Source organism: Streptococcus sp. CCUG 71758, assembly GCF_011714815.1.
In the GTDB taxonomy this organism is placed as follows: domain Bacteria; phylum Bacillota; class Bacilli; order Lactobacillales; family Streptococcaceae; genus Streptococcus; species Streptococcus halitosis.
Window position 1 is genome coordinate 651,671 of the sequence record NZ_RXXO01000001.1, and the last position, 20,694, is coordinate 672,364.

The following is a 20,694-nucleotide window of genomic DNA, read 5'->3' on the forward strand; positions in this document are numbered from 1 at the left end:
ATTCTAATTAATTTTAACCGTAACATTTGCTTTTGAAACAATCTGATGCCCATGATAAATATCATAATCAATAATAGCTGAACGTCTCGTGTGGTGAATAATCCGAGCCTGAATCCGCAAAGTATCATCTATCTGCACAGCCTGCAAGAAATAAATCAACATCTGTTCAATGATGAGATTACGTCCACTATTGACAACGAGGTCTTGGGTCATATGGTTGAGGATTTCAGCCAAGACTCCATTAGCAAGGACCCCATTTTTCTCCAGCATGAAGGGCTCAACAGTAATAACGACTTCATCATGATGATAAGACAGTTTTTGCCCGATTTGCTCTGAGAAGGTCGGCAAAGCTGAAACCTGAGAACGACTCATCTTTTCCATGACATCTCGTCGTGTTACGACACCGAGCAAGGTTTGGTTACTTCTGACAACGGGAACCATCTCAAAGTCTTCTGCGATCATCCGTTGACTAACATTGGCAATATTGGTCGCTAAGCCTGTTACAAAGATACTACGTGTCATCACCTTGTCAATCGTTGTGCTGGGGGATTTATCTCCTGCGTCACGCATAGTAACAACCCCAACAACCACTTGGTGTTGGTTAATGACTGGGAAACGGCTGCTTCTGTTCTTACGTACCAAGTCCAGGTAGTCTTTGACTGTATCCGTTTCTCTCAAAAAGCCATACTCATGATTCGGACGATAGAGCTTTTCGACTGTTAAAATGTCTGTTTTGATTTGAACATTTGAGAGAGCTTTGTTAATCATGGTTGCGACTGTAAAGGTATCATGCTTACTTCTCAGAACTGGGATACCTTTTTTATTGGCAAGAGTCAATACATCATCTTGGACATGGAAACCACCAGTTACAAGGACTGCATTTTCATTTTCAAGTGCTAAAAGTTGAATACGAGTACGGTCACCTACAATCAAAAGTCCCCCATCATGGAGATAAGAGAGGATATTCTGCTCAGTCATGGCGCCAATGGAGAATTTACTAAACTCTCTCTCTAACCCTTCCTGACCTGCTAAAACCTCGGAACTAGTCACTTCTGCAATTTCTGCATAGGTTAGTCGCTCAATAGCTACTTTCTTTGACTTGACACGTATGGTTCCACTGCGGGGGCGAGTTTCAACAATTCCTCGATTTTCAGCTTCTTTGATAGCCCGATAGGCGGTTCCATCACTAACACCTAGGTGATTTGAAATACTTCGAACACTAACTCTCTTCCCAATTGGTAACTCTTCCAGATAAGACAAAATTTCCTGGTGTTTACTCATTGAAATCTCCTTTTACGTAACGAAATTCAAGATAGTCCCTCATTTTTCGTGTATAGCGATCGCTCCCCTTAAACTGTCGGAAGAGACTAAATCCTGATTTTAAGGCTACTTTTTGGCTAGCTTGATTCTCCAGATGAGTGATGATGGATAATTGTTTTAAACCAAATTCTTCAAAGGAAAGCTGACAAAGTTTGGTAACTACTTCTGTCATATAACCTTGTGACCAAGAATCTTTTTTTAAGAAATAACCAATTTCTGCTTCTTTTTTGATTTCATCAATCTTTTCAAATTTAATAGAGCCAATCATTTCCTGATTTCCTTGGAGACAAATTGCCCAAACTCCTAGAGGAGCCTTCATAAAATAGTTGGCAAGCGCGTATTGACTTTCTTCTAAACTTGATTGACTAGGAAAAATAAACTGCAAATTTTCAGGATTGGAAGCAATCTCGTAAAATGCTTGACTGTCACTAAAAAAGAAAGGACGCAAATACAAGCGCTCCGTTTCAAAAAAAGAAAACATTGCTAATTTGGTCCAAATATTCATAATCACCTCAACGGTTTAGTCTTCAACGAGTGTAATATCCGCTCCGAGACTACGTAATTTCTCAATAATATCTGAGTAGCCACGAAGGATAAACTCAATATTCGTAATTTCAGTCTGGCCTTGAGCCATCAAACCAGCGATGACAAGTGCTGCACCAGCTCGCAAGTCTGTAGCTTTTACACTTGCCCCGTGTAACTTACGACCACCGTTGTAGATAATGTGATCATTTGTAGTCGTAATATCCGCATCCATTTTTGCTAACTCAAAGACATGATTGACACGTTTCTCATAAATCGTATCAATAATCGTTCCACGACCTTGCGCAGTTAGTAAAAGTGGCGTGATAGGCTGTTGCAAATCGGTTGCGAACCCTGGATAGGGAGCTGTTTTAATATTGATAGCCTTCAAATCAGACTGTTCTTCAACGAAGATACTATCCTCAGAGACCGTCATATGAACGCCCATTTCTTCTAGTTTGGCGATAAAACCTTCTAAGTGCTCATAGAGAACGTTGTTAATGCGAATTCCTTTTCCTACCGCTGCAGCAAGTGAAATATAGGTTCCAGCTTCGATACGGTCTGGAATGACTTGGTGACGCGTCCCATGAAGTTTCTCAACACCATCAATAATGATAATATCAGTCCCTGCACCACGAATATGGGCCCCCATGTTGTTCAAAAGGGTAGCCACATCGATGATTTCTGGTTCACGGGCCGCATTTTCAATGACAGTACGTCCCTTTGCTTTAACCGCGGCAATCATGGTGTTAATCGTTGCACCAACGCTAACAGTGTCCATGTAAATACTTGCTCCGTGAAGCCCCTTGCCTTGGGCAGATAAATTCATATTATCTCCCTCGTAGCTCACCTTAGCCCCCATAGCTTCAAAGGCTTTTAAGTGAAGGTCAATCGGACGAGGCCCCAGATCACATCCACCAGGAAGTCCAACTGTAGCTTCACCAAAGCGACCTAAAAGACTTCCGTAGAAATAATAAGAAGCACGCAAGCTATTAATCTTGCCATAAGGCATCGGAATGTTTTGAACCCTTCTTGGATCAATCTCCAAGACATCGTCACATCGCTTAACAGATGCTCCCATGATCTCCATGATTTCGACAAGACTAGCAACGTCTGAAATATCTGGAACACAATCTAAAGTGACAATATCATCCGATAAGATAATGGCTGGAATAAGCGCTACAACACTATTTTTAGCACCACTAATGGTGATCTCACCTTGCAATGGACGTCCACCATTGATGACAATTTTTCTCATGTTTTACTCTTTCAAAATTTACTAAAAAGGTCTTTTCATTCTATTATACCATAATTTTCAATTTTTTCCCATTCCTATTAATTAAACATTCCATTTTGATAAAAAAAGACCTATCACACAAGCAATAAAGCTTGATATGATAGGCTTTGTAATGTTAGATTAACGTACAGTGCGGATACGCATTGTGTTTGTACGAACAGCTTCTCCAACTGGTACACCTGCAACGATAACGATATCATCACCAGATTCTACAAGACCTGCTTCAACTGCTTTACGTTCAGCAATTTCGAACATATCGTCAGTTGATGATGGAGCATCTGTCAACATTGGGATAACACCCCAGTTCAACATCAATCCACGTTCTGTCAATTCGTCAAATGTCAATGCCAAGATATCAGCATTTGGACGGTATTTAGAAATCAAACGTGCTGTGTGACCAGTCTTAGTAAGAGTTACAACCAATTTGATGTCCATTGAATTTGTAGCATCTTTAACTGCTGAAGCCATAACTTCTGTCTTAGAATTACGTTCAAATGAATCTGAGTTCAAACGTCCGTATTCATTAAGAAGAGTTTGAGCGTTCTTGTCAATTGTAGCCATTGTTGTAACTGACTCAAGTGGGTATTTACCATTTGCAGACTCACCTGAAAGCATTGTTGCGTCAGTTCCATCGATAACAGCGTTAAATACGTCTGATACTTCTGAACGCGTTGCACGTGGTTTTTCAGTCATAGTTTCAAGCATGTTTGTCGCTGTGATGGCGACTTTACCAGCTGCGTTAACTTTAGTGATAATCATTTTTTGGTAAACTGGAACCATCTCGAATGGTACTTCGATACCCATGTCACCACGAGCGATCATGATACCATCAGCAGCTTCGATGATTTCATCCAAGTTGTCGATACCTTGTTGGTTTTCGATTTTCGCGAACAATTGAACGTGACCGTTACCAGTTTCTTCACAGATTGCACGAACTTCGTTAACGTCTTTTGCGGTACGGACGAATGAAATCGCGATGAAGTTAATACCTTGTTCAAGACCAAAGCGGATATCATCGTTATCACGTTCAGCAAGAGCTGGGAAAGGAATTTTAGTGTTAGGGATGTTTACACCTTTTTGTTTAGCGATCACACCGTCATTTTCCACTTCAACTACAAATTCACGAGTTGCATCGTCTTTTTCTACAACGCGAAGACCAAGTTTACCATCGTCAACCAATACTTGGCGACCAACTTCAACGTCATCATAGATGTCAAGAGCACCAGCAACGTTCAAAGCAATCACTTCACGAGTTGATTTGATTCCTTGTTTAGTTGCAACACGGATTTTTTCACCAGTTTTGTATGAGTACTCTTTAGCTTCACCTTCGAACAACTCAGTACGGATTTCTGGTCCTTTAGTATCAAGAAGGAAACCAACTTTCTTACCTGCAAGTTTTTCTGCAAGTTTAACAGTTGCCATACGTTCACCTTGTTCTTGGTGGTCACCGTGTGAGAAGTTGAAACGGAAAGTGTTAGCTCCCGCTTCAATCAATTTAGCAATGTTTTTTGCTGAAGCTTCAACGTCAAGTTTTTCACCCCAGTATCCGTCATCACCGAATTTCTTTCCACCACGGATTTCAACCGCAGGACCCAAAGTTGCAACGATTTTTACACGTTTATTCATGATTTGTGACTCCTTTATATAATTTGACCTTTTATGGTCATTTTACCAGATTAGTTAAAGTTGATTATGACAAGCTCTTATTCAAGCTAGCAAGTTCAAGGTCAGCTTTGTGAGGGTTGTTAACAACGATTTTGCCATCAGCTGTTAGGCTGAACAAGGCTCCTTCTTCTGCTGTTCCAAGAATTGGGTTTTCAACCATTTTTTCGTTACGGATACCAACAGCGACACCACCGATTCCTTGTTTGAGAAGTTTAACAGCGTGTGCTCCCATACGTGACGCTAATACACGGTCACGAGCGGTTGGTGAACCACCACGTTGGATATGTCCAAGCTCAGTCACACGAAGGTCACTAGTATCTCCTGCTTCCTTTAGTTTCTTACCAAATTCATCGGCAGACATAACCCCCTCGGCCAAAACGATGATGTTGTGTTTTTTACCACATTCATAACCAGCTTTGATACTAGCTACGATATCTTCCATCTTGAAGCCTTCTTCAGGGATAATGATTTCATCAGCACCAGTTGCAATACCTGCCCAAAGTGCGATATCGCCAGCATTACGTCCCATTACTTCAACAACGAAAGTACGACGGTGACTTGATGATGTATCACGAATCTTATCGATTGCATCCATTGCAGTAGTAACTGCAGTATCAAATCCGATTGTGAAGTCAGTACCTACGATATCGTTATCGATTGTACCTGGAAGTCCGATAGCAGGGAATCCATGCTCAGTCAAGCGCATAGCTCCGTGATAAGAACCGTCACCACCGATAACAACGACACCTTCGATACCGTGTTTTTTCAACTGCTCAATCCCTTTAAGTTGACCTTCAAGTTGTGCAAACTCAGGGTAACGAGCAGAGTGAAGGAAAGTACCACCACGGGAAATGATGTCTCCTACTGAAGCAGCATCAAGTGGATAAATTTCGCCGGCAACCATACCTGCATACCCATCATAGATACCGAAAACTTCCATTCCTTCTGAGATTGCTTGGCGAACTACTGCACGGATGGCAGCATTCATACCAGGGGCGTCTCCACCACTGGTCAAAACAGCAATACGTTTCATTTGGTTATGCTCCTTTTTCTTTTAACATTCTTACTGATTATACCACATTTAATTGGAAAATTCTTCTATTTTCCGTATTTTTAGCGATAAATCGTTTTCATAACAATTCCTTCTAATTTTTCCTGTAAAAGGGGATCTTTTTTTACAAAATGTTGGGAGGAAACAATGGTTTTCTCTTCCTCAACATACCTGATAATTACAGGAATAGAGCCTTTATGTTGTTCTAAAATAGTTGAAATTTCTTTATCGTATTTATGATTTTTAACTTGAATCCAGAATCGTTCAGCGACTGCTTCTTTCAAATCTTGTGCAATCATTTGCAGACGACCATCTCGTGATTGAACTTTGCCATTGATGTAGTAGAATTTTCCTTCAGATAAGATGGAAGCGTATTTTCGATACTGATCTGAAAATACAGTCACATCCAGTCGAGACTTACTGTCATGAACCTGTAGAAAGGCCATACTCTCGCCCTTCTTAGTTCGAATGACTTTTATTTTTTGCACTTCAACTAGAAGAGTTACATGACTCCCCTCAGTGATTGTAGCAATGGGGGTTGTCGGATAAAGAGCTTGTTTGGCAAGTGTTTGTAAAGGATGGGCACTGATACCAACCCCTATTAGTTCCTGCTCCTTGTAAAATTTCTCTGCTTCAGTAAAATCATCTACCTCAGTCCAACTATAGCTTGCATCTGCAAATAGTCCTCCCAACTCCTCAACAAAAACAAATAGGTTTGGCAGATTCACTAAAATTTTCTGACGATTCTTGTCAAATTCATCAAAAAGCCCTAGTTCAACCAAAGGAGTCAAAAGCGACAGTTTCTTGTAATTCTTGGGAAGACGTGTGACGAAATCTTCCACACTTGAAAAAGGACGATTTTCGATGATCCAGTAAGAAAAATCTCTTGGGATGCCCTTAATGGCTTTTAGACCAAGATATATTTTCTTCTGAGCAATTTTATCGTGATAGGGAATGCTATTGATTGCTAACGGGGCTACTTCAAAGCCCATCTGCAATGCATCCACAATGTAATCGCTACTGGAATAATTCAACATGACTTGGAAGAAAATAGCAGGATAGTGTGTCTTGAAATAAGCAAGCTGGAGAGCCAGCGCTGAGTAGGCATAAGCGTGGGATCTGTTAAATCCATAGCCCGCAAACTTTTCCATCACTGCAAAGACTTGGTTAGCTTTTTCTTCTGAATGCCCCAAGTTCATAGCTCCTGTGATAAAATCTTCCTTCATCAAATGCATCTCTTTAGCATTTTTCTTACCCATGGCTCGTCTGAGAATATCAGCTTTACCAAGGCTGAAGCCTCCAAATCGCTGAGCTACCTGCATGACCTGCTCTTGATAGAGCATAATACCATAAGTTGATGACAGAATATCCTCCAAGACAGGATCCAGCACCGTCACCTTTTCTTTGCCGTGCTTCCGAGCGACAAAGTTATCAATATAATCACTAGCTCCTGGTCTGTTGAGGGAGGTTGTGGCTACTACCTCTTCAAAGACTTGTGGCTGAACTCGTTTCAAGAGTCGAATGGCACCAGGTTGTTCAAATTGGAAAATCCCCTTGGTATTTCCAGCAGCAAAGAGGGCCAGCGTTTCCTTATCTTCCAAATCAATCTCTTCGATTCTCAGATGAATACCTTCTGATTCTGCTAGTAATTCCTGCATTTTTTGTACGAAAGTCAGGTTACGTAAACCAAGGAAATCCATTTTTAAAAGGCCATTAGCTTCAACTGCATGTGCATCATATTGGGTGATCAGCATATCCTCACCGTATTTGAGCGGGATATAGTCTGTCAGATCTTGGTCACTCATAACGACCCCAGCGGCATGAATAGAGGTCTGACGAGGATACCCTTCTATCTTTCGAGCAATCTCAAAAGCTTTTTGGTATTCAATCTTGCTATTGATAATCTGCCTAAACTGCAAATTCTTTTCATAGGCTGTCGTTAGCGTATCTCGGAAACTGATTTTTTTCGTAATATTTGTTAATTCGTACTCTGGAACGCCATAGCGTTTAAAAACATCACGAATTGCCTGTTTTGCTCCAAAGGTCGAATAAGTGACAATCTGTGCCACGTGTTGACTACCATACCGATCACGAACATAGCGAATGAACTCTGGTCTATAGAGGTCAGGGATGTCGATATCGATATCAGGCATGGTGTAACGCTCACGATTTAAAAAGCGCTCGAAAATCAGGTTCTTTTCAACCGGGTCAATTCCTGTAATATCCAGTGAGTAAGCTACTAGACTACCCACAGCAGACCCACGCCCCATTCCCATATAGTACCCTTGGGAACGTCCAAAACGCAACAAATCCCAAACTACAAGAAAATAGTCGTCAAATCCCATATCATGAATCACAGCTAATTCCTCATTCAGTCGCTCATGATAAATAGCTGAGGTTAGCCCCTTGTCAATCAAGCCTTTCTCAGCTCTTGCTCGAAGCTCTTCCACCGCTGGTCTTTCAGGATTAAAGCGAGGAAGTTTTAAACTTGGGTCGATTTGATAGCTTACATTCTCTATCAAATCCTGGAGATTGGCAAGCGCCTGAGGGAAGCGATTTTTAAACCGAGCTTCTAAATCTGAGGCAGTTAGAAAGATCCCCTGTTGTGAATGCAGATCCACTTCTCTTAGGCTGACATTATCCTTGACTGCTGACAAGATTTGTAAAACCTGTAGGTCTTCTTTTTCAAAAGAGTTGACTTGATAGAGTGGAAGAATAGATCTAGTAAAGACTTCTTGAGGAGTATCTGGACTGACACCGATATAATAGTCATAGCCTAAATCTAACTGTTCGACCCCATTAAAATAGGGAACAATAATAGCAACATCTTCGAGGTGGGAGGTGAAGTCAGACCAATTTTTCCGTCCAGTCATTTTTAAAGTGGATAACTTCATCAACTCTTGATAACCTTTAGTGGATAGGGCTAGAAAACGTAGAGAGAGATTCTCCTCATCTTTGACCAAGGTCATTTCTAAACCAATTAAAGGTTGAATGCCATGCTTACGAGTTGCTTCTAGAAAATGATAGGCTCCATAGAGATTATCCACATCCATGATAGCAAGGTGAGAATAGCCGTATTCTTTAGCCATTTGTACATATTTTTCAATCGAAACCACACTTTCCATAAAACTATAAACAGTCTTGGTGTCGAGCTGTGCAATCATTTCTTCTCCTCCTTGCTTTCGTTTTACTACTATTATACCATTTATACCATTTAAAGTTGGATATTGAAGCAACTCGGATGCTTTCTTTTTAACATCAGCATTTACACCCTCTCCGTCTTTCTTCCCTTTAATTTTTAATATTATAAGATGGATTTGAATGTCATTTTAGACATTTTTATACTAAGTAAAGTATAATAAAGCCGGACTCTATATGCAATTTCACATATAAAAAATTCTAAGAAAGAGCTTTTTATTATAGTATTTATTCATCATTTTATAATAACTTACTAAATAGGTATTCCGCTTCACGAAATTTCTTGCATTAAAGTTTATTTATTCCATTTTTCCTTATTTTTTGATATAATAAATTCAGTCTGTTTTCAAAGGAGAGAACCATGCGTTTTAATCAATTTAGCTATCTTCCGACCTTTAGTTCTCAACAATTAGATGAATTAGCAAGTCTTGGTCTGGAATTGTCCCCTCAACTGCCCTTAAAAAAGCAATTTGAAGACTTCATCCGTTGGAGTTTTTTCACTTATTCTAACACGGATTATGCCTTATCCACTTTGGCTGCGGATAACGAAACAGATCTATTAACTTTTTTCCAATCAGAGCGTGATTTAACTGCTGATGTTTTCTACACGGTAGTTTTTCAACTTTTAGGGTTTAACTATCTTGTTGACTTTGAGGACGCCGAACAATTCCGTAAAGAAACTGGATTTCCTATTGTTTATGGAGATCTCATCGAAAATCTTTATCAGTTACTCAATACGCGAACGAAAAAAGGAAATACGCTCATCGACCAATTTGTTAGTGACGGACTCATTTTAGAAGACAATCACTACCACTACTTTAACGGTAAGAGCTTGGCAACCTTCTCTACTCATGATGTCATTCGTGAAGTCGTGTATGTCGAGAGTCGTGTGGATACTGATAAAGACGGTCTCCCTGACTTAGTCAAGGTCAGCATTATTCGCCCGCGTTATGATGGACAAATTCCTTCAGTTATGACTGCCAGCCCTTATCACCAAGGGACCAACGTCAAAGCTAGCGATAAAGCTCTCTACAAAATGGAAGGGGAGCTTGAGGTCAAACCTGCCCACACCATTCAGCTTGAGGAGCCCAAGCTGAATTTAGTCGAGCCTATCGGCCAAGCTGAACCCGTCTCTGAAGCTGAAGAAAAGTTAGCTCATATCAATAGCTCATACACTCTCAACGACTACTTCCTCCCACGTGGATTTGCCAATCTCTATGTATCGGGTGTTGGAACCAAAGATTCCCAAGGTCTCATGACCAATGGGGACTACCGGCAAATTGAAGCATATAAAAACGTGATTGACTGGCTTAATGGTCGTTGCCGTGCTTTCACAGACCACACACGCAAACGTCAAGTCAAGGCTGATTGGTCAAACGGCAAAGTTGCAACAACAGGAATTTCCTATCTAGGCACCATGTCCAATGGTCTCGCCACCACTGGTGTTGATGGCTTAGAGGTCATTATCGCTGAAGCAGGTATTTCCTCTTGGTACAACTACTATCGGGAAAATGGTTTGGTGACTAGCCCAGATGGTTATCCAGGTGAGGATTTTGACTCACTTGCTGAATTGACCTACTCCCGTAATCTCCTAGCTGGTGATTATATTAGTGGCAATGGAGTTCATCAGGCAGACTTAGAGAAGGTAAAAGAACAATTAGATCGCAAGACTGGTGACTACAATCAGTTTTGGCATGACCGCAACTATCTACTCAATGCTCACAATGTTCAAGCTGAGGTCGTCTTTACGCATGGTTCTCAGGATTGGAACGTCAAACCTCTTCATGTTTACCAGATGTTTCATGCCCTTCCAACTCATATCAACAAGCACCTCTTTTTCCATCATGGTGCCCATGTCTATATGAACAACTGGCAGTCAATTGACTTCCGCGAGTCCATGAATGCCTTGTTGAGTAAGAAATTGTTAGGACTTGACTCAGGCTATCAACTTCCTACTGTCATCTGGCAGGACAATACCGCACCGCAAACATGGCAGAGACTTGATAACTTTGGCAAACAAGATGAACTGCATACCTTCTCTCTTGGTAATGAGGAAAAAGTGATTCAAAACCAGTATGATCAAAAAGATTTTGAGCGTTATGGCAAGACTTACCAGACCTTTAACACTGAACTTTACCAAGGAAAAGCTAATCAGATCACCATTGACCTTCCAGTAAGTCAAGACATTCACTTAAATGGTCGAGTGGAGCTGAAACTTCGTGTCAAATCAAGTACAAACAAGGGCTTATTGTCTGCTCAAGTCCTCCAACTAGGACAACAGAAGTACCTTCAACCCTATCCAGCGGTTCAATCAGTCCGAACCATTGACAATGGTCGTTACCACATGTTAGAAAATCTCTGTGAACTGCCATTCAACCCAAGTGCCCAACGTGTCATCACCAAAGGCTACCTCAATCTTCAAAACCGAGATGATCTCTTGACAATCGAAGAAATTCAACCAAATGAATGGATGGATTTCAAGCTAGAGCTTCAACCAACTATCTACAAACTTAAAGAAGGAGACACTCTCCGCTTGGTTCTCTACACAACAGACTTTGAGATTACAATTCGAGATAATACAGACTATCAGTTGACTGTTGATTTAGCACAGTCTACTATCACTATTCCCTCATAAAAGGAGCTATTAACACTTATGAACAAATCTGAACACAGACACCAACTTATTCGTGCCCTCGTTTCAAAAAACAAAATCCATACCCAAGCGGAATTACAAGCCTTGTTAGCCGAAAACGATATCCAAGTTACACAGGCAACCTTATCACGCGATATCAAAACCATGAACCTTTCAAAAGTACGAGAAGAAGATAATTCTTACTACGTGCTAAATACAGGTTCTATCTCCAAGTGGGAAAAACGTCTCGAAAATTATATGGAAGATGCTCTTGTTATGTTGCGTCCTGTCCAACACCAAGTTATTTTGAAAACTTTACCCGGTTTAGCCCAATCATTTGGATCTGTAATTGATTCCTTGGACTTTCCAGATGTCATTGCAACGCTTTGTGGAGATGATGTCTGCATGATTATCTGTGAAGATGCTACAAAAGCGCAAGCTTGTTTTGAAAGCCTTAAAAAATACGCACCACCATTTTTCTTTGGCGAATAACACAAATCCCGTGATCAAAAGATCACGGGAATTTTTTATTTCTTGGACTGTGTTTCTTCTTTCTTTGTGCGTGCCAATCGAAGAGCACGTTTAGGGTTGAGACGATTAAACAATTCTTCTAGTTTCTTTTCATTCCACACATCTGCTGCAGAAACAAAATTTCCATCTGCATCTCGGAATGATATCGGTTTATCTCCCATATCAATCTCCTAGTCTACAAATTCAAACTCAAATTTATCGATGCGGACCAAATCGCCATCTTTGGCTCCACGCGCACGAAGGGCTTCGTCAACCCCCATACCACGAAGCTGGCGAGCAAACTTCATGACCGATTCGTCACGGTCAAAGTTGGTCATGTTAAAGAGTTTCATGAGTTTTTCACCAGAAAGTACCCATGTAGCATCATCATCACGACTAATCTCAAAGGCCTTTTCTTCCTCATCAAAGCCGTAGTATGCCTCTTCTTCCATATCAGACTCATCATAGATCGGAAATTCTGGAGTCTTGTCCAACAATTCAGCTGTCGCATCCAAAAGAGTTGCCAAACCTTGCTTGGTCAATCCAGAAATAGGGAAGATGGCTGGAAGTTCCTCAAACTCGTCGTAGTTTGCTGCCAACTTCTCCTTGAAAGTTTTCAGATTTTCCTGACTTTCAGGCATATCCATCTTGTTGGCCACAATAATCTGTGGACGTTCCATGAGACGAAGGTTATAAGATTCTAATTCCTTATTGATAGCAAGGTAATCCTCATAAGGATCACGTCCTTCACTAGCTGACATATCGATGACATGGAGGATAACTCGTGTACGTTCGATATGACGAAGAAACTGGGTTCCAAGACCAACACCTTGACTAGCCCCTTCAATCAAACCTGGAAGATCTGCTACTGCAAAAGATTCACCTGACTGCGTACGAACCATGCCCAAATTAGGGACAATCGTCGTAAAGTGGTAAGCACCGATCTTAGGTTTAGCTGAAGTGATGACACTAAGCAATGTTGACTTTCCGACAGATGGGAAACCGACTAGACCAACATCCGCTAGAATCTTCAATTCCAGTTGTAACTCACGTTCTTGACCTGGTTCTCCATTCTCAGAGATTTCAGGCGCAGGATTTTTTGGTGTTGCAAAACGGATATTCCCACGACCGCCTCGACCGCCATGAGCCACGATAAATTCTTGACCATGTGCAATCAAGTCTGTAATGACTTTACCTGTTTCTGCATCACGTACAGTAGTTCCCTGTGGCACACGAACACGAAGGTCTTCTGCACCACGTCCATGCATTCCTTTGGTCATCCCTTTTTCACCGGAATCAGCCTTGAAATGACGGTTATAGCGGAAATCCATCAAGGTACGTAAGCCTTCGTCTACCACGAAAACAACGTTACCTCCACGTCCACCATCACCACCCCAAGGACCGCCATTAGGGACATATTTTTCACGACGAAAGGCAACCATGCCATCGCCACCATTACCAGCCTTGACCTTGATCTTGGCTGTATCTAAAAACATACTCATATTTTCTTCTCACTTTAAAAAGGCTGGGGAGAACCCAGTCATTAGTTATTGTTTCTATTCTCGCAGCTTGCTTAGAATCTGCTAAACGCTCCAAGTGCTGTCGCAAAGATACCAGCAAGGGTTACAAACAACATGATGAGCACGACAACAAGTGTCACTTTCTCAAACAATGTTTTTTTACGTTTTCCATTATCTCCAAAAGCCATAACTTCTCCTTTTTCTATATAATTCTAATTTAATAGTCTGTCGAAACCGGTGCAACCACCCATAAAATGATGTAAGCAAGGATTCCTGCTCCATAACAAAATGCAAGAACACCCCAAACAACACGAACAATTGTTGGGTCAATATCAAAATAATGGGCAACTCCTGCACAGACTCCACCAATTATTTGGTTTTTTCCACTTCGCATTAATTTTTTCATAATATTTTCCTCTTATTCTATTATTTGAATTCATCTTTCCAATAATCTCTGATGCTGGATAATTGCTTCCGAGAAGCCCGCAAAATACGCTTAGACTCTTTTACTGGACTTGTAACAGCCTGTTGGGGTAGATATAAAATCGTTTTTAAAAAGCGCTGACTGACAGGTTTTCCATCATGCAATTCATGTTCAAAGTTATTTGAGATAATGGCATCAAGGTAAAACTCATGTACTCGTTTTCCAAAGTTCTCAGCCGAAATTTCGTACAACTTATCCGCCAACTTTTGTTCAGACATATCAGGAGTAGCGATTAATGCTTCAAGGATAGCTCCCGCAAGCTCTCGTTCTCCGTAGTAGAGGGTACCAAACATTTTATCATTGATCAGGTTATCAAGATAGGGGTTGCCATGAGCGATAACAGGCGTTCCACTGGCTAGACTTTCTAGATAGGTTAAGCCCTGAGTTTCACTCGTTGAGGCAGAGATGAAGAAATCTGCAGCCTTATAGTATAAGGCTGTCTCGCTTGGAGCAATCATACCTGTAAAAATCACATGTTTTTGCAGGTTTAATTTCACTGCTTGCTCTTTCAGACTGTCCAGATAAGGACCGTCTCCAGCAACGACCAGCTTCACCTTATCTTCTTCTTTCAATACTTCAGCAAAAGCATCTAGGACTGCTTGGATATTCTTCTCAAAGGAGATACGAGAAAGACTCAGTAGCATTTTCTCGCCTTCCTGAATACCTAACTTCGAACGAAGTTCTTGCAAGTTTTCCTCTTTAATCTCAGGCCGTTCAAACTTAGCTAGCTCAATTCCGGTTGGAATGACACGTTTTTCAACCTTCACTTTGTATTTAGATAAAAGGTCCCGAACAATCTCACTAGGGCAGATTACTCCATCTACATCACGAAGGAAACCACGTACCAGATATTTTACCATACTTGGACGAATCAACATCCCCTTAGCAATATAATGCACATAGTCTTCGTACTGGGTATGGTAGGTATGGATAACAGGAATTCTCAATTCTCGTGCGATCCAAATCCCTAATAATCCAAGTGAAAATTCTGTCTGGGTATGAATGATATCGAGCTGATACTGCTTGGCGATTTCAAGTGCCTTTGTAAAACCTCGATAGGCAAATCGTCGATCTTTAAATGCAAAGAAAGGAACACTCGGAATTCGAATAATTTGCCAATCCTCGTAGCGGTTCACATCTTTATCTGTTGTTGTAAAGATAAAAACTGCATGGCCTTGCTTCTCAAGCTCTGTCTTCAAGGTTCGAATACTGGTCGCAACCCCGGAAACCTGAGGAAAATAGGTGTCTGTAAATAAACCAATTCGCATAGATTACCTCACTTTTTACCTAGAGCAGCCTGTTCCCGATAAAATTTTAACCAAATTCCCAGTAAACGCTCTTCTGAATACTGCTTGGATATCCTTTTAGCTTTTTCTTTCAATTCTTTCAACGCTTCAGGATTTTCTTTATATTCTAGGATTGCTTCTCTCATCTCAGAGACATCACTTGTAGCACGATAATCTCCCTCAAGAATGACCTTATACAGGTTCAAATCCCTTAACATAATAGGAGCCTCGCAACTAGCTGCCTCTAAGATGGTCATAGGGAATAGTTCATTATAGCTAGGTAGTAAGAACAAATCAGCTAAAGCATACAGTTCCCGCATCCTCTCCGGTGACACAATACCTGGGAAAATTAGATTTTTAGGTGGATTGTCCATAATCTTCTTATAGCGTTCATAACCATCTGTTATTCCACCAAATGAAAAACCACCAGCCCAGATAAAGGTAATTTCTGGCAATTCTTCAGCAAGACGGATAAAATCATCTATCCCTTTTCGTTTCTGAACCTGGCCCGCACCAACCACGACAAACTGATCTTTTGCGAGATCCATTTCTTCACGAAGTTGTGCAACTTGTTCAGCTGGTAATGGATGCCATTTTTCTTTGTTTACAAAATTGGGAATATAAGTTATTTTTTCTCGTGGAATACCCGCAGCAACTAGATCCTCGATAAACATGGGATTGACCACCACCAAGTGTTCCATCCGATTGTAAAAGGAAAAAACATAGCGTTTGACAATTCCTTTTAGGAAAAATGGAATTTTCAAACTCCCTTCGAGTGTCTCAGGCAAGAAATGCACATAGCCAACTTTTCTCCCAGAGCGTTTCTTTTGAAATGTGGATAAATAATAAGGGAAATCAATGGTGTGAAAGTGGGTTACGTCTGCCTCTACAGGAAGATTCTCCGTAACAATTAACTGATCTTTGGCATCACGGTGAAGGAGACTAACCAATTCTCTATAAGCTCCTGATACTCCTTGACCAGCCACTTTTTCACTTGAACTTAGCATATTAATACGCAATTTTTTGTTTTCCATATTACTCATTATACCATTTTATTTCAAGAAAATCAGTAAAAGAAAGAAGAGACCAGAGGAAAATGGAGGAGCCCCTCTCTTTTCCAATCGTCTCTCGTAATTTTCCAATCGATTACTTAATTCCTAGGGCGATACGCGCATAGCGACTCATTTTTTCAACCGTCCAGGCTGGATACCAGACCAATTTGACTTCGATATTGGTTACCTCAGGCACCTCTGTCATCGCATCGTGTATCTGGTCTGTTAAGAGGTCAGCCAGTGGGCAACCCATAGTTGTCAAGGTCATATCAATTTCCGTGTGACCTGTTTCACCATCAAAACGAATCTCGTAAATCAAACCTAGGTTGACAATATCAATTCCCAACTCAGGGTCGATGACCTCTTCCAAGGCATTTAAAATGCGTGTTTTGATCGTTTCAATTTGCTCTTCTGTATAAGTCATGTTATTCCTCACTCTTAGTCTTCAATAAAATCACGAAGTGGTTTGCTGCGACTTGGTTGACGCAATTTTCTCAAAGCCTTGGCTTCAATCTGACGAATACGCTCACGAGTCACGTTAAAGACTTTACCAACATCTTCAAGAGTACGCATTTTCCCATCATCTAGTCCGAAACGCAAGCGCAAGACGTTTTCTTCACGGTCTGTAAGAGTATCCAAGACTTCATCCAACTGCTCACGCAAAACGATACGAGTTGTGTAGTCTACTGGATTTTCAATCACTTCGTCTTCGATAAAGTCCCCAAGATGGCTATCGTCCTCTTCACCAATCGGTGTTTCAAGTGATACTGGTTCTTGAGCGATTTTCAAGATTTCACGGACCTTGTCAGGTGTCATATCCATACGCTCAGCGATTTGTTCAGGAGTTGGATCTTGCCCCAATTCCTGAAGGAGATTCCGCTGTTCACGGACAAGCTTGTTAATGGTTTCAACCATGTGGACAGGGATACGAATGGTACGAGCCTGGTCAGCGATGGCACGAGTGATTGCCTGACGAATCCACCAAGTTGCGTAAGTTGAAAACTTAAATCCTTTTGAATAGTCAAACTTGTCAACAGCCTTCATCAAGCCCATGTTTCCTTCTTGGATCAAGTCAAGAAACTGCATGCCACGCCCTACGTAGCGCTTAGCGATAGAAACCACCAAACGAAGGTTGGCTTCGGCAAGACGTTGTTTGGCCTCGATATCACCAGCCTCAACAGCTAGGGCCAATTCTTTTTCCTCTTCGTTGGTCAAGAGAGGAACGACCCCGATTTCCTTCAAATACATACGGACTGGGTCATTAACCTTGGCAGAAGTTGAGCCAATCAAGTCCTCATCACTGAGTTCTGGTTCTTCTTCTGTACTAAGAACACGCGCACTTGGATTTCCTTCATTATCTGTGATAGAAATTCCAGCATCCTGAATCCGTTGCAAAAGGTCTTCAATGCCGTCTGCATCCAAAGTAAAAGGAATAACCAGACTTGAATTGATTTCGTCGTCTGTTGCTGTTCCTGTTTTTTTGTGGTTACGGATAAAGTCTGCTACTTGCACATCAAATGTGGTTACTTCTTTTTGTTTTGTTGCCATTATTACTCCATTCTTCTCTTTTGGGAAATCAATCGTTGCAATTCTTCCAAGGCTGTGTCTGTATCTCCTACATGACTAGCTTCCTGCACTTTCTTTTTAATTCTTAAGTTGTCCTTGCTGAGGAGGGCACGGTTTCGAGTCGCTTCGACTTCCACGAGCTCCTGAGGCGACATCTCAGCTGGCAAATCCAGACTAAGCACGTGGTACCAGGCATTTTCAACTTCAGGCGTCTGATGAGAAAGCTCCTCTGAGCCGATTTCTCCTTGCTCACTTAATAATTCGTAAAGAATCTGAAATTCTGGGGTATCAAAGAAAAAATCTTCTCTTAATCGATAGTCATTCAAAACAACTGGATTCTCAGCCATCCTATAGAGGAGATGAGCCTCTGCTCTCATGACTGCTGTCAGTTGCCGCGTTACAGGTAAACTAATCGCTGCTGGAGGTTGCTCCTCTTTGACTCTTTCCTGCCTTTGAACAATGCGACTTTCATTTACTATCTGTTCCACCTGCTGGTAATCAAAAGAAGGTAGATTATCCGCCAGAATATGGATATAAGAATTCTGGGCAGTGATAGACTTTTCTTTGGCGATTAGGGGTGCAATCTTTTCAATGAACTCGATTTGCGCCTGCAAGTTATCACTATTTTCTGGCTTGAGCTGGTAAATATAGAACTCTATAGGGCTAATCCGAGTCTTGGTTAAAAGGTAAGCCAGGTCTTCAGCAGAATTCTTTTGCAAATACTCATCTGGGTCCATAGCATCAGGTACTCGAACAACTTCCACTGAAAAGTCTTTTAACTCCTCTAGTGCCTTGGCTGTTGCTGCCTGTCCTGCCTTGTCGCCATCATAGCTGAGAACAATTTTTTTGGTAAAGCGTTTGAGGTGGTCAACATGCTCCTTGCTTAAGGCTGTTCCCATGGAAGCTACAGCATTTTCTATACCAGCACGGTAGGCTGCGATTACATCCATGAAGCCTTCCATCAGATAGAGCTCTGTGATCTTACCTGTTCCCTTTTTTGCCTTGTCCAAATGATACAATTCGTAACTCTTGTTAAAAATTGCAGTCGAGCGACTATTTTTATACTTAGCAGTCTGACTATCCGTTTCTTGCCAGATACGACCTGAAAAGGCAATAACCTGCCCCTTGTCATTGGTCAAAGGAAAGATGATCCGTCCGAAAAAGGTATCATAAAATTGATTGCCATCTGACAGGTAAAACAAGCCCGAATCCAATAAATCTTTTTCCTCAAACTTGTCAGCCAAACGTTGGTAGAGATAAGTTCTCTCTGCTGGAGCCAGTCCAATTTGGAAGTGCTTCAGAACATCGTCTGTCAACCCTCGCTTATATAGATAAGCCCTTGCTTCTTCTCCCATCTTGGTCGTCATGAGAATTGCATGGTAAAAACGAGCAGCTTCTTCATGCATATCATATAGAGCTTGATGGGGAGAAGCTTGTTGAGGACGAGACTGGACAGGCATGGCTAGTTGAATACCGACGCGCTCCCCTAAGAGCTGAACGGCTTCCATAAAGGACACACCTTGGTATTCTTCGATGAACTTAAAAACATCTCCTGAACGACCACAGCCGAAGCAATGATAAAACTGCTTGTCTTCCACAACGTTGAAAGAGGGGGTCTTCTCACCATGAAAAGGACAGAGCCCTAAATAGTTCCGTCCAGCCTTTTGTAAAGAAATCACGTCGCCTATGACTTCCACAATGTTGGTATTGTTTTTGATTTCTTCAATAACTTGCTTGTCAACCATACACAATACCTCCATGTTATCATAGTTTTACGTTAACTAGTATAGCTTATTTCTGAAAAAAAGTAAACCATTTCATACGCTTTCCCTACTTATATTTCATAAAAACTCACTGTTATCATGTTATCGGGAGTCTTCTCCTTAACTCCTCCAACTTATCCTTTTATTTTCTTGTAAGATTGCTCATAAGTTACTTTTATTTTACTTGTTCTTGAAGATTATTTTTCAGTATTCTGCTAATATATTGTCCATCTTTTCTGCTGATACAAGCCGTTGCAAAAGTCATGGGTGCTATATATACTTCTCCTCGATAGGAAGGATCAACCAACACAGGCATGGAATAATAAGCATTCTTTTTATTCTTTAGGTCAATGAACCACTTGCCACCTAAGTGCTTGCGGAAGGTTTCTCCGATATAGACTGTTAAATAATCCAAGAGTTTTTTATCCTCTATCAAGACATGGTGATTTTCGTAATGAGCCAAAATCCAAGCCTCCAAATCATCCAAGGACTGCATGCTATAGTCCAAGATTAAATTTTGCTCTTGGGCAAAATCCTTAGTAAAATAATCCATTTTAAATTCAATCTGGAAAATCCATTCCTGAAAGTCTTCTTGTGTGTAAGTCATTTTTTACCTCCATAAACAATATGTTTTATTGAATTTTTTTCACTTTGAATGACTTATTATTATCCTAGATATCCTTGATTTTGATATTTTCTTAAAAGGCTAGGAATAATCTTGTATTTATACTCCATGTTGATACTTATTATACTATAAAATGAAGCAACTTGGACAAGTGCACCAATCGATCTAATTATGTCACTAAAAAAACTAGAAACATCTGCGTG

General features: G+C 40.9%; 18 protein-coding genes. 2 read left to right on the forward strand and 16 right to left on the reverse strand.

Annotation, left to right across the window (positions count from 1 at the left end):
• Positions 1-3: 3 nt before the first annotated feature.
• The 6 genes from spxR to EKB01_RS03295 form a co-directional block, all read right to left on the reverse strand.
• A complete protein-coding gene (gene spxR / locus EKB01_RS03270) occupies positions 4-1,281 on the reverse strand; it encodes a CBS-HotDog domain-containing transcription factor SpxR (RefSeq protein ID WP_084872986.1) in 1,278 nt (425 codons plus the stop codon).
• Positions 1,274-1,825 (reverse strand): GNAT family N-acetyltransferase, encoded by a 552-nt coding sequence (locus EKB01_RS03275; RefSeq protein WP_061588124.1) that lies wholly within the window; start codon positions 1,823-1,825, stop codon positions 1,274-1,276. Before EKB01_RS03275 ends, spxR begins: the two co-directional genes overlap by 8 nt.
• A gap of 15 nt (positions 1,826-1,840) precedes the next feature.
• Entirely contained in the window at positions 1,841-3,100 is a 1,260-nt protein-coding gene (locus EKB01_RS03280) for a UDP-N-acetylglucosamine 1-carboxyvinyltransferase (protein WP_084872983.1), read from the reverse strand.
• A gap of 159 nt (positions 3,101-3,259) precedes the next feature.
• Positions 3,260-4,765 carry a pyruvate kinase gene (gene pyk / locus EKB01_RS03285; protein ID WP_084872981.1) on the reverse strand — a complete coding sequence of 502 codons (1,506 nt, stop codon included), beginning with the start codon at positions 4,763-4,765 and terminating at the stop codon, positions 3,260-3,262.
• A gap of 64 nt (positions 4,766-4,829) precedes the next feature.
• Positions 4,830-5,837, reverse strand: a complete 1,008-nt coding sequence (gene pfkA / locus EKB01_RS03290) for a 6-phosphofructokinase (protein ID WP_000820879.1) — start codon at positions 5,835-5,837, stop codon at positions 4,830-4,832.
• A gap of 80 nt (positions 5,838-5,917) precedes the next feature.
• Complete coding sequence (locus EKB01_RS03295; RefSeq protein WP_167265661.1) at positions 5,918-9,019, reverse strand: DNA polymerase III subunit alpha; 3,102 nt, start codon at positions 9,017-9,019, stop codon at positions 5,918-5,920.
• A gap of 395 nt (positions 9,020-9,414) precedes the next feature.
• Here EKB01_RS03295 and EKB01_RS03300 point away from each other — a divergent pair, with 395 nt between their 5' ends.
• Positions 9,415-11,688 carry a Xaa-Pro dipeptidyl-peptidase gene (locus EKB01_RS03300; protein WP_109289955.1) on the forward strand — a complete coding sequence of 758 codons (2,274 nt, stop codon included), beginning with the start codon at positions 9,415-9,417 and terminating at the stop codon, positions 11,686-11,688.
• An 18-nt stretch (positions 11,689-11,706) separates the two neighbouring features.
• Positions 11,707-12,177 carry an arginine repressor gene (locus EKB01_RS03305; protein ID WP_007519472.1) on the forward strand — a complete coding sequence of 157 codons (471 nt, stop codon included), beginning with the start codon at positions 11,707-11,709 and terminating at the stop codon, positions 12,175-12,177.
• Positions 12,178-12,212: 35 nt separating this feature from the next.
• On the opposite strand, the gene EKB01_RS03310 is transcribed toward EKB01_RS03305, so the two are convergent.
• The 10 genes from EKB01_RS03310 to EKB01_RS03355 all read right to left on the reverse strand — a co-directional run bounded on the left by EKB01_RS03310 (position 12,213) and on the right by EKB01_RS03355 (position 20,473).
• The gene (locus EKB01_RS03310; RefSeq protein ID WP_000502578.1) at positions 12,213-12,377 is read right to left on the reverse strand and encodes a hypothetical protein; all 165 of its coding nucleotides are present in this window, start codon (positions 12,375-12,377) and stop codon (positions 12,213-12,215) included.
• 9 nt (positions 12,378-12,386) lie between these two features.
• On the reverse strand, positions 12,387-13,697 hold the full coding sequence (gene obgE, locus EKB01_RS03315) for a GTPase ObgE (protein WP_084854109.1): 1,311 nt from the start codon (positions 13,695-13,697) through the stop codon (positions 12,387-12,389).
• A 71-nt stretch (positions 13,698-13,768) separates the two neighbouring features.
• Entirely contained in the window at positions 13,769-13,903 is a 135-nt protein-coding gene (locus tag EKB01_RS03320) for a DUF4044 domain-containing protein (protein ID WP_000863851.1), read from the reverse strand.
• A gap of 29 nt (positions 13,904-13,932) precedes the next feature.
• Entirely contained in the window at positions 13,933-14,121 is a 189-nt protein-coding gene (locus EKB01_RS03325; protein WP_000735791.1) for a PspC domain-containing protein, read from the reverse strand.
• A gap of 20 nt (positions 14,122-14,141) precedes the next feature.
• Entirely contained in the window at positions 14,142-15,467 is a 1,326-nt protein-coding gene (locus EKB01_RS03330; protein WP_109289954.1) for a glycosyltransferase family 4 protein, read from the reverse strand.
• An 8-nt stretch (positions 15,468-15,475) separates the two neighbouring features.
• Positions 15,476-16,519 (reverse strand): glycosyltransferase family 4 protein, encoded by a 1,044-nt coding sequence (locus EKB01_RS03335; protein WP_208288051.1) that lies wholly within the window; start codon positions 16,517-16,519, stop codon positions 15,476-15,478.
• A gap of 112 nt (positions 16,520-16,631) precedes the next feature.
• Entirely contained in the window at positions 16,632-16,961 is a 330-nt protein-coding gene (locus EKB01_RS03340) for a metal-sulfur cluster assembly factor (protein ID WP_033584109.1), read from the reverse strand.
• Positions 16,962-16,975: 14 nt separating this feature from the next.
• Positions 16,976-18,085 carry an RNA polymerase sigma factor RpoD gene (gene rpoD, locus EKB01_RS03345; RefSeq protein ID WP_000201893.1) on the reverse strand — a complete coding sequence of 370 codons (1,110 nt, stop codon included), beginning with the start codon at positions 18,083-18,085 and terminating at the stop codon, positions 16,976-16,978.
• A gap of 2 nt (positions 18,086-18,087) precedes the next feature.
• Positions 18,088-19,848: a DNA primase gene (gene dnaG / locus EKB01_RS03350; protein ID WP_243830645.1), complete on the reverse strand. Its 1,761-nt coding sequence runs from the start codon at positions 19,846-19,848 to the stop codon at positions 18,088-18,090.
• Positions 19,849-20,041: 193 nt separating this feature from the next.
• Entirely contained in the window at positions 20,042-20,473 is a 432-nt protein-coding gene (locus EKB01_RS03355; protein WP_000222726.1) for a hypothetical protein, read from the reverse strand.
• Between the last annotated feature and the right edge of the window lie 221 nt (positions 20,474-20,694).

Excerpts from the sequence above, each read along its gene's own strand:
- EKB01_RS03310 (WP_000502578.1), bottom strand. The coding sequence starts at position 12,377 with ATGGGAGATAAACCGATATCATTCCGAGATGCAGATGGAAATTTTGTT.
- EKB01_RS03320 (WP_000863851.1), bottom strand. The coding sequence starts at position 13,903 with ATGGCTTTTGGAGATAATGGAAAACGTAAAAAAACATTGTTTGAGAAA.
- EKB01_RS03295 (WP_167265661.1), bottom strand. The coding sequence starts at position 9,019 with ATGATTGCACAGCTCGACACCAAGACTGTTTATAGTTTTATGGAAAGT.
- EKB01_RS03305 (WP_007519472.1), top strand. The coding sequence starts at position 11,707 with ATGAACAAATCTGAACACAGACACCAACTTATTCGTGCCCTCGTTTCA.
- pfkA (WP_000820879.1), bottom strand. The coding sequence starts at position 5,837 with ATGAAACGTATTGCTGTTTTGACCAGTGGTGGAGACGCCCCTGGTATG.
- obgE (WP_084854109.1), bottom strand. The coding sequence starts at position 13,697 with ATGAGTATGTTTTTAGATACAGCCAAGATCAAGGTCAAGGCTGGTAAT.
- EKB01_RS03355 (WP_000222726.1), bottom strand. The coding sequence starts at position 20,473 with ATGACTTACACACAAGAAGACTTTCAGGAATGGATTTTCCAGATTGAA.
- EKB01_RS03300 (WP_109289955.1), top strand. The coding sequence starts at position 9,415 with ATGCGTTTTAATCAATTTAGCTATCTTCCGACCTTTAGTTCTCAACAA.
- EKB01_RS03340 (WP_033584109.1), bottom strand. The coding sequence starts at position 16,961 with ATGACTTATACAGAAGAGCAAATTGAAACGATCAAAACACGCATTTTA.
- dnaG (WP_243830645.1), bottom strand. The coding sequence starts at position 19,848 with ATGGTTGACAAGCAAGTTATTGAAGAAATCAAAAACAATACCAACATT.
- EKB01_RS03280 (WP_084872983.1), bottom strand. The coding sequence starts at position 3,100 with ATGAGAAAAATTGTCATCAATGGTGGACGTCCATTGCAAGGTGAGATC.
- EKB01_RS03325 (WP_000735791.1), bottom strand. The coding sequence starts at position 14,121 with ATGAAAAAATTAATGCGAAGTGGAAAAAACCAAATAATTGGTGGAGTC.
- EKB01_RS03330 (WP_109289954.1), bottom strand. The coding sequence starts at position 15,467 with ATGCGAATTGGTTTATTTACAGACACCTATTTTCCTCAGGTTTCCGGG.
- EKB01_RS03275 (WP_061588124.1), bottom strand. The coding sequence starts at position 1,825 with ATGAATATTTGGACCAAATTAGCAATGTTTTCTTTTTTTGAAACGGAG.
- pyk (WP_084872981.1), bottom strand. The coding sequence starts at position 4,765 with ATGAATAAACGTGTAAAAATCGTTGCAACTTTGGGTCCTGCGGTTGAA.
- spxR (WP_084872986.1), bottom strand. The coding sequence starts at position 1,281 with ATGAGTAAACACCAGGAAATTTTGTCTTATCTGGAAGAGTTACCAATT.
- EKB01_RS03335 (WP_208288051.1), bottom strand. The coding sequence starts at position 16,519 with ATGGAAAACAAAAAATTGCGTATTAATATGCTAAGTTCAAGTGAAAAA.
- rpoD (WP_000201893.1), bottom strand. The coding sequence starts at position 18,085 with ATGGCAACAAAACAAAAAGAAGTAACCACATTTGATGTGCAAGTAGCA.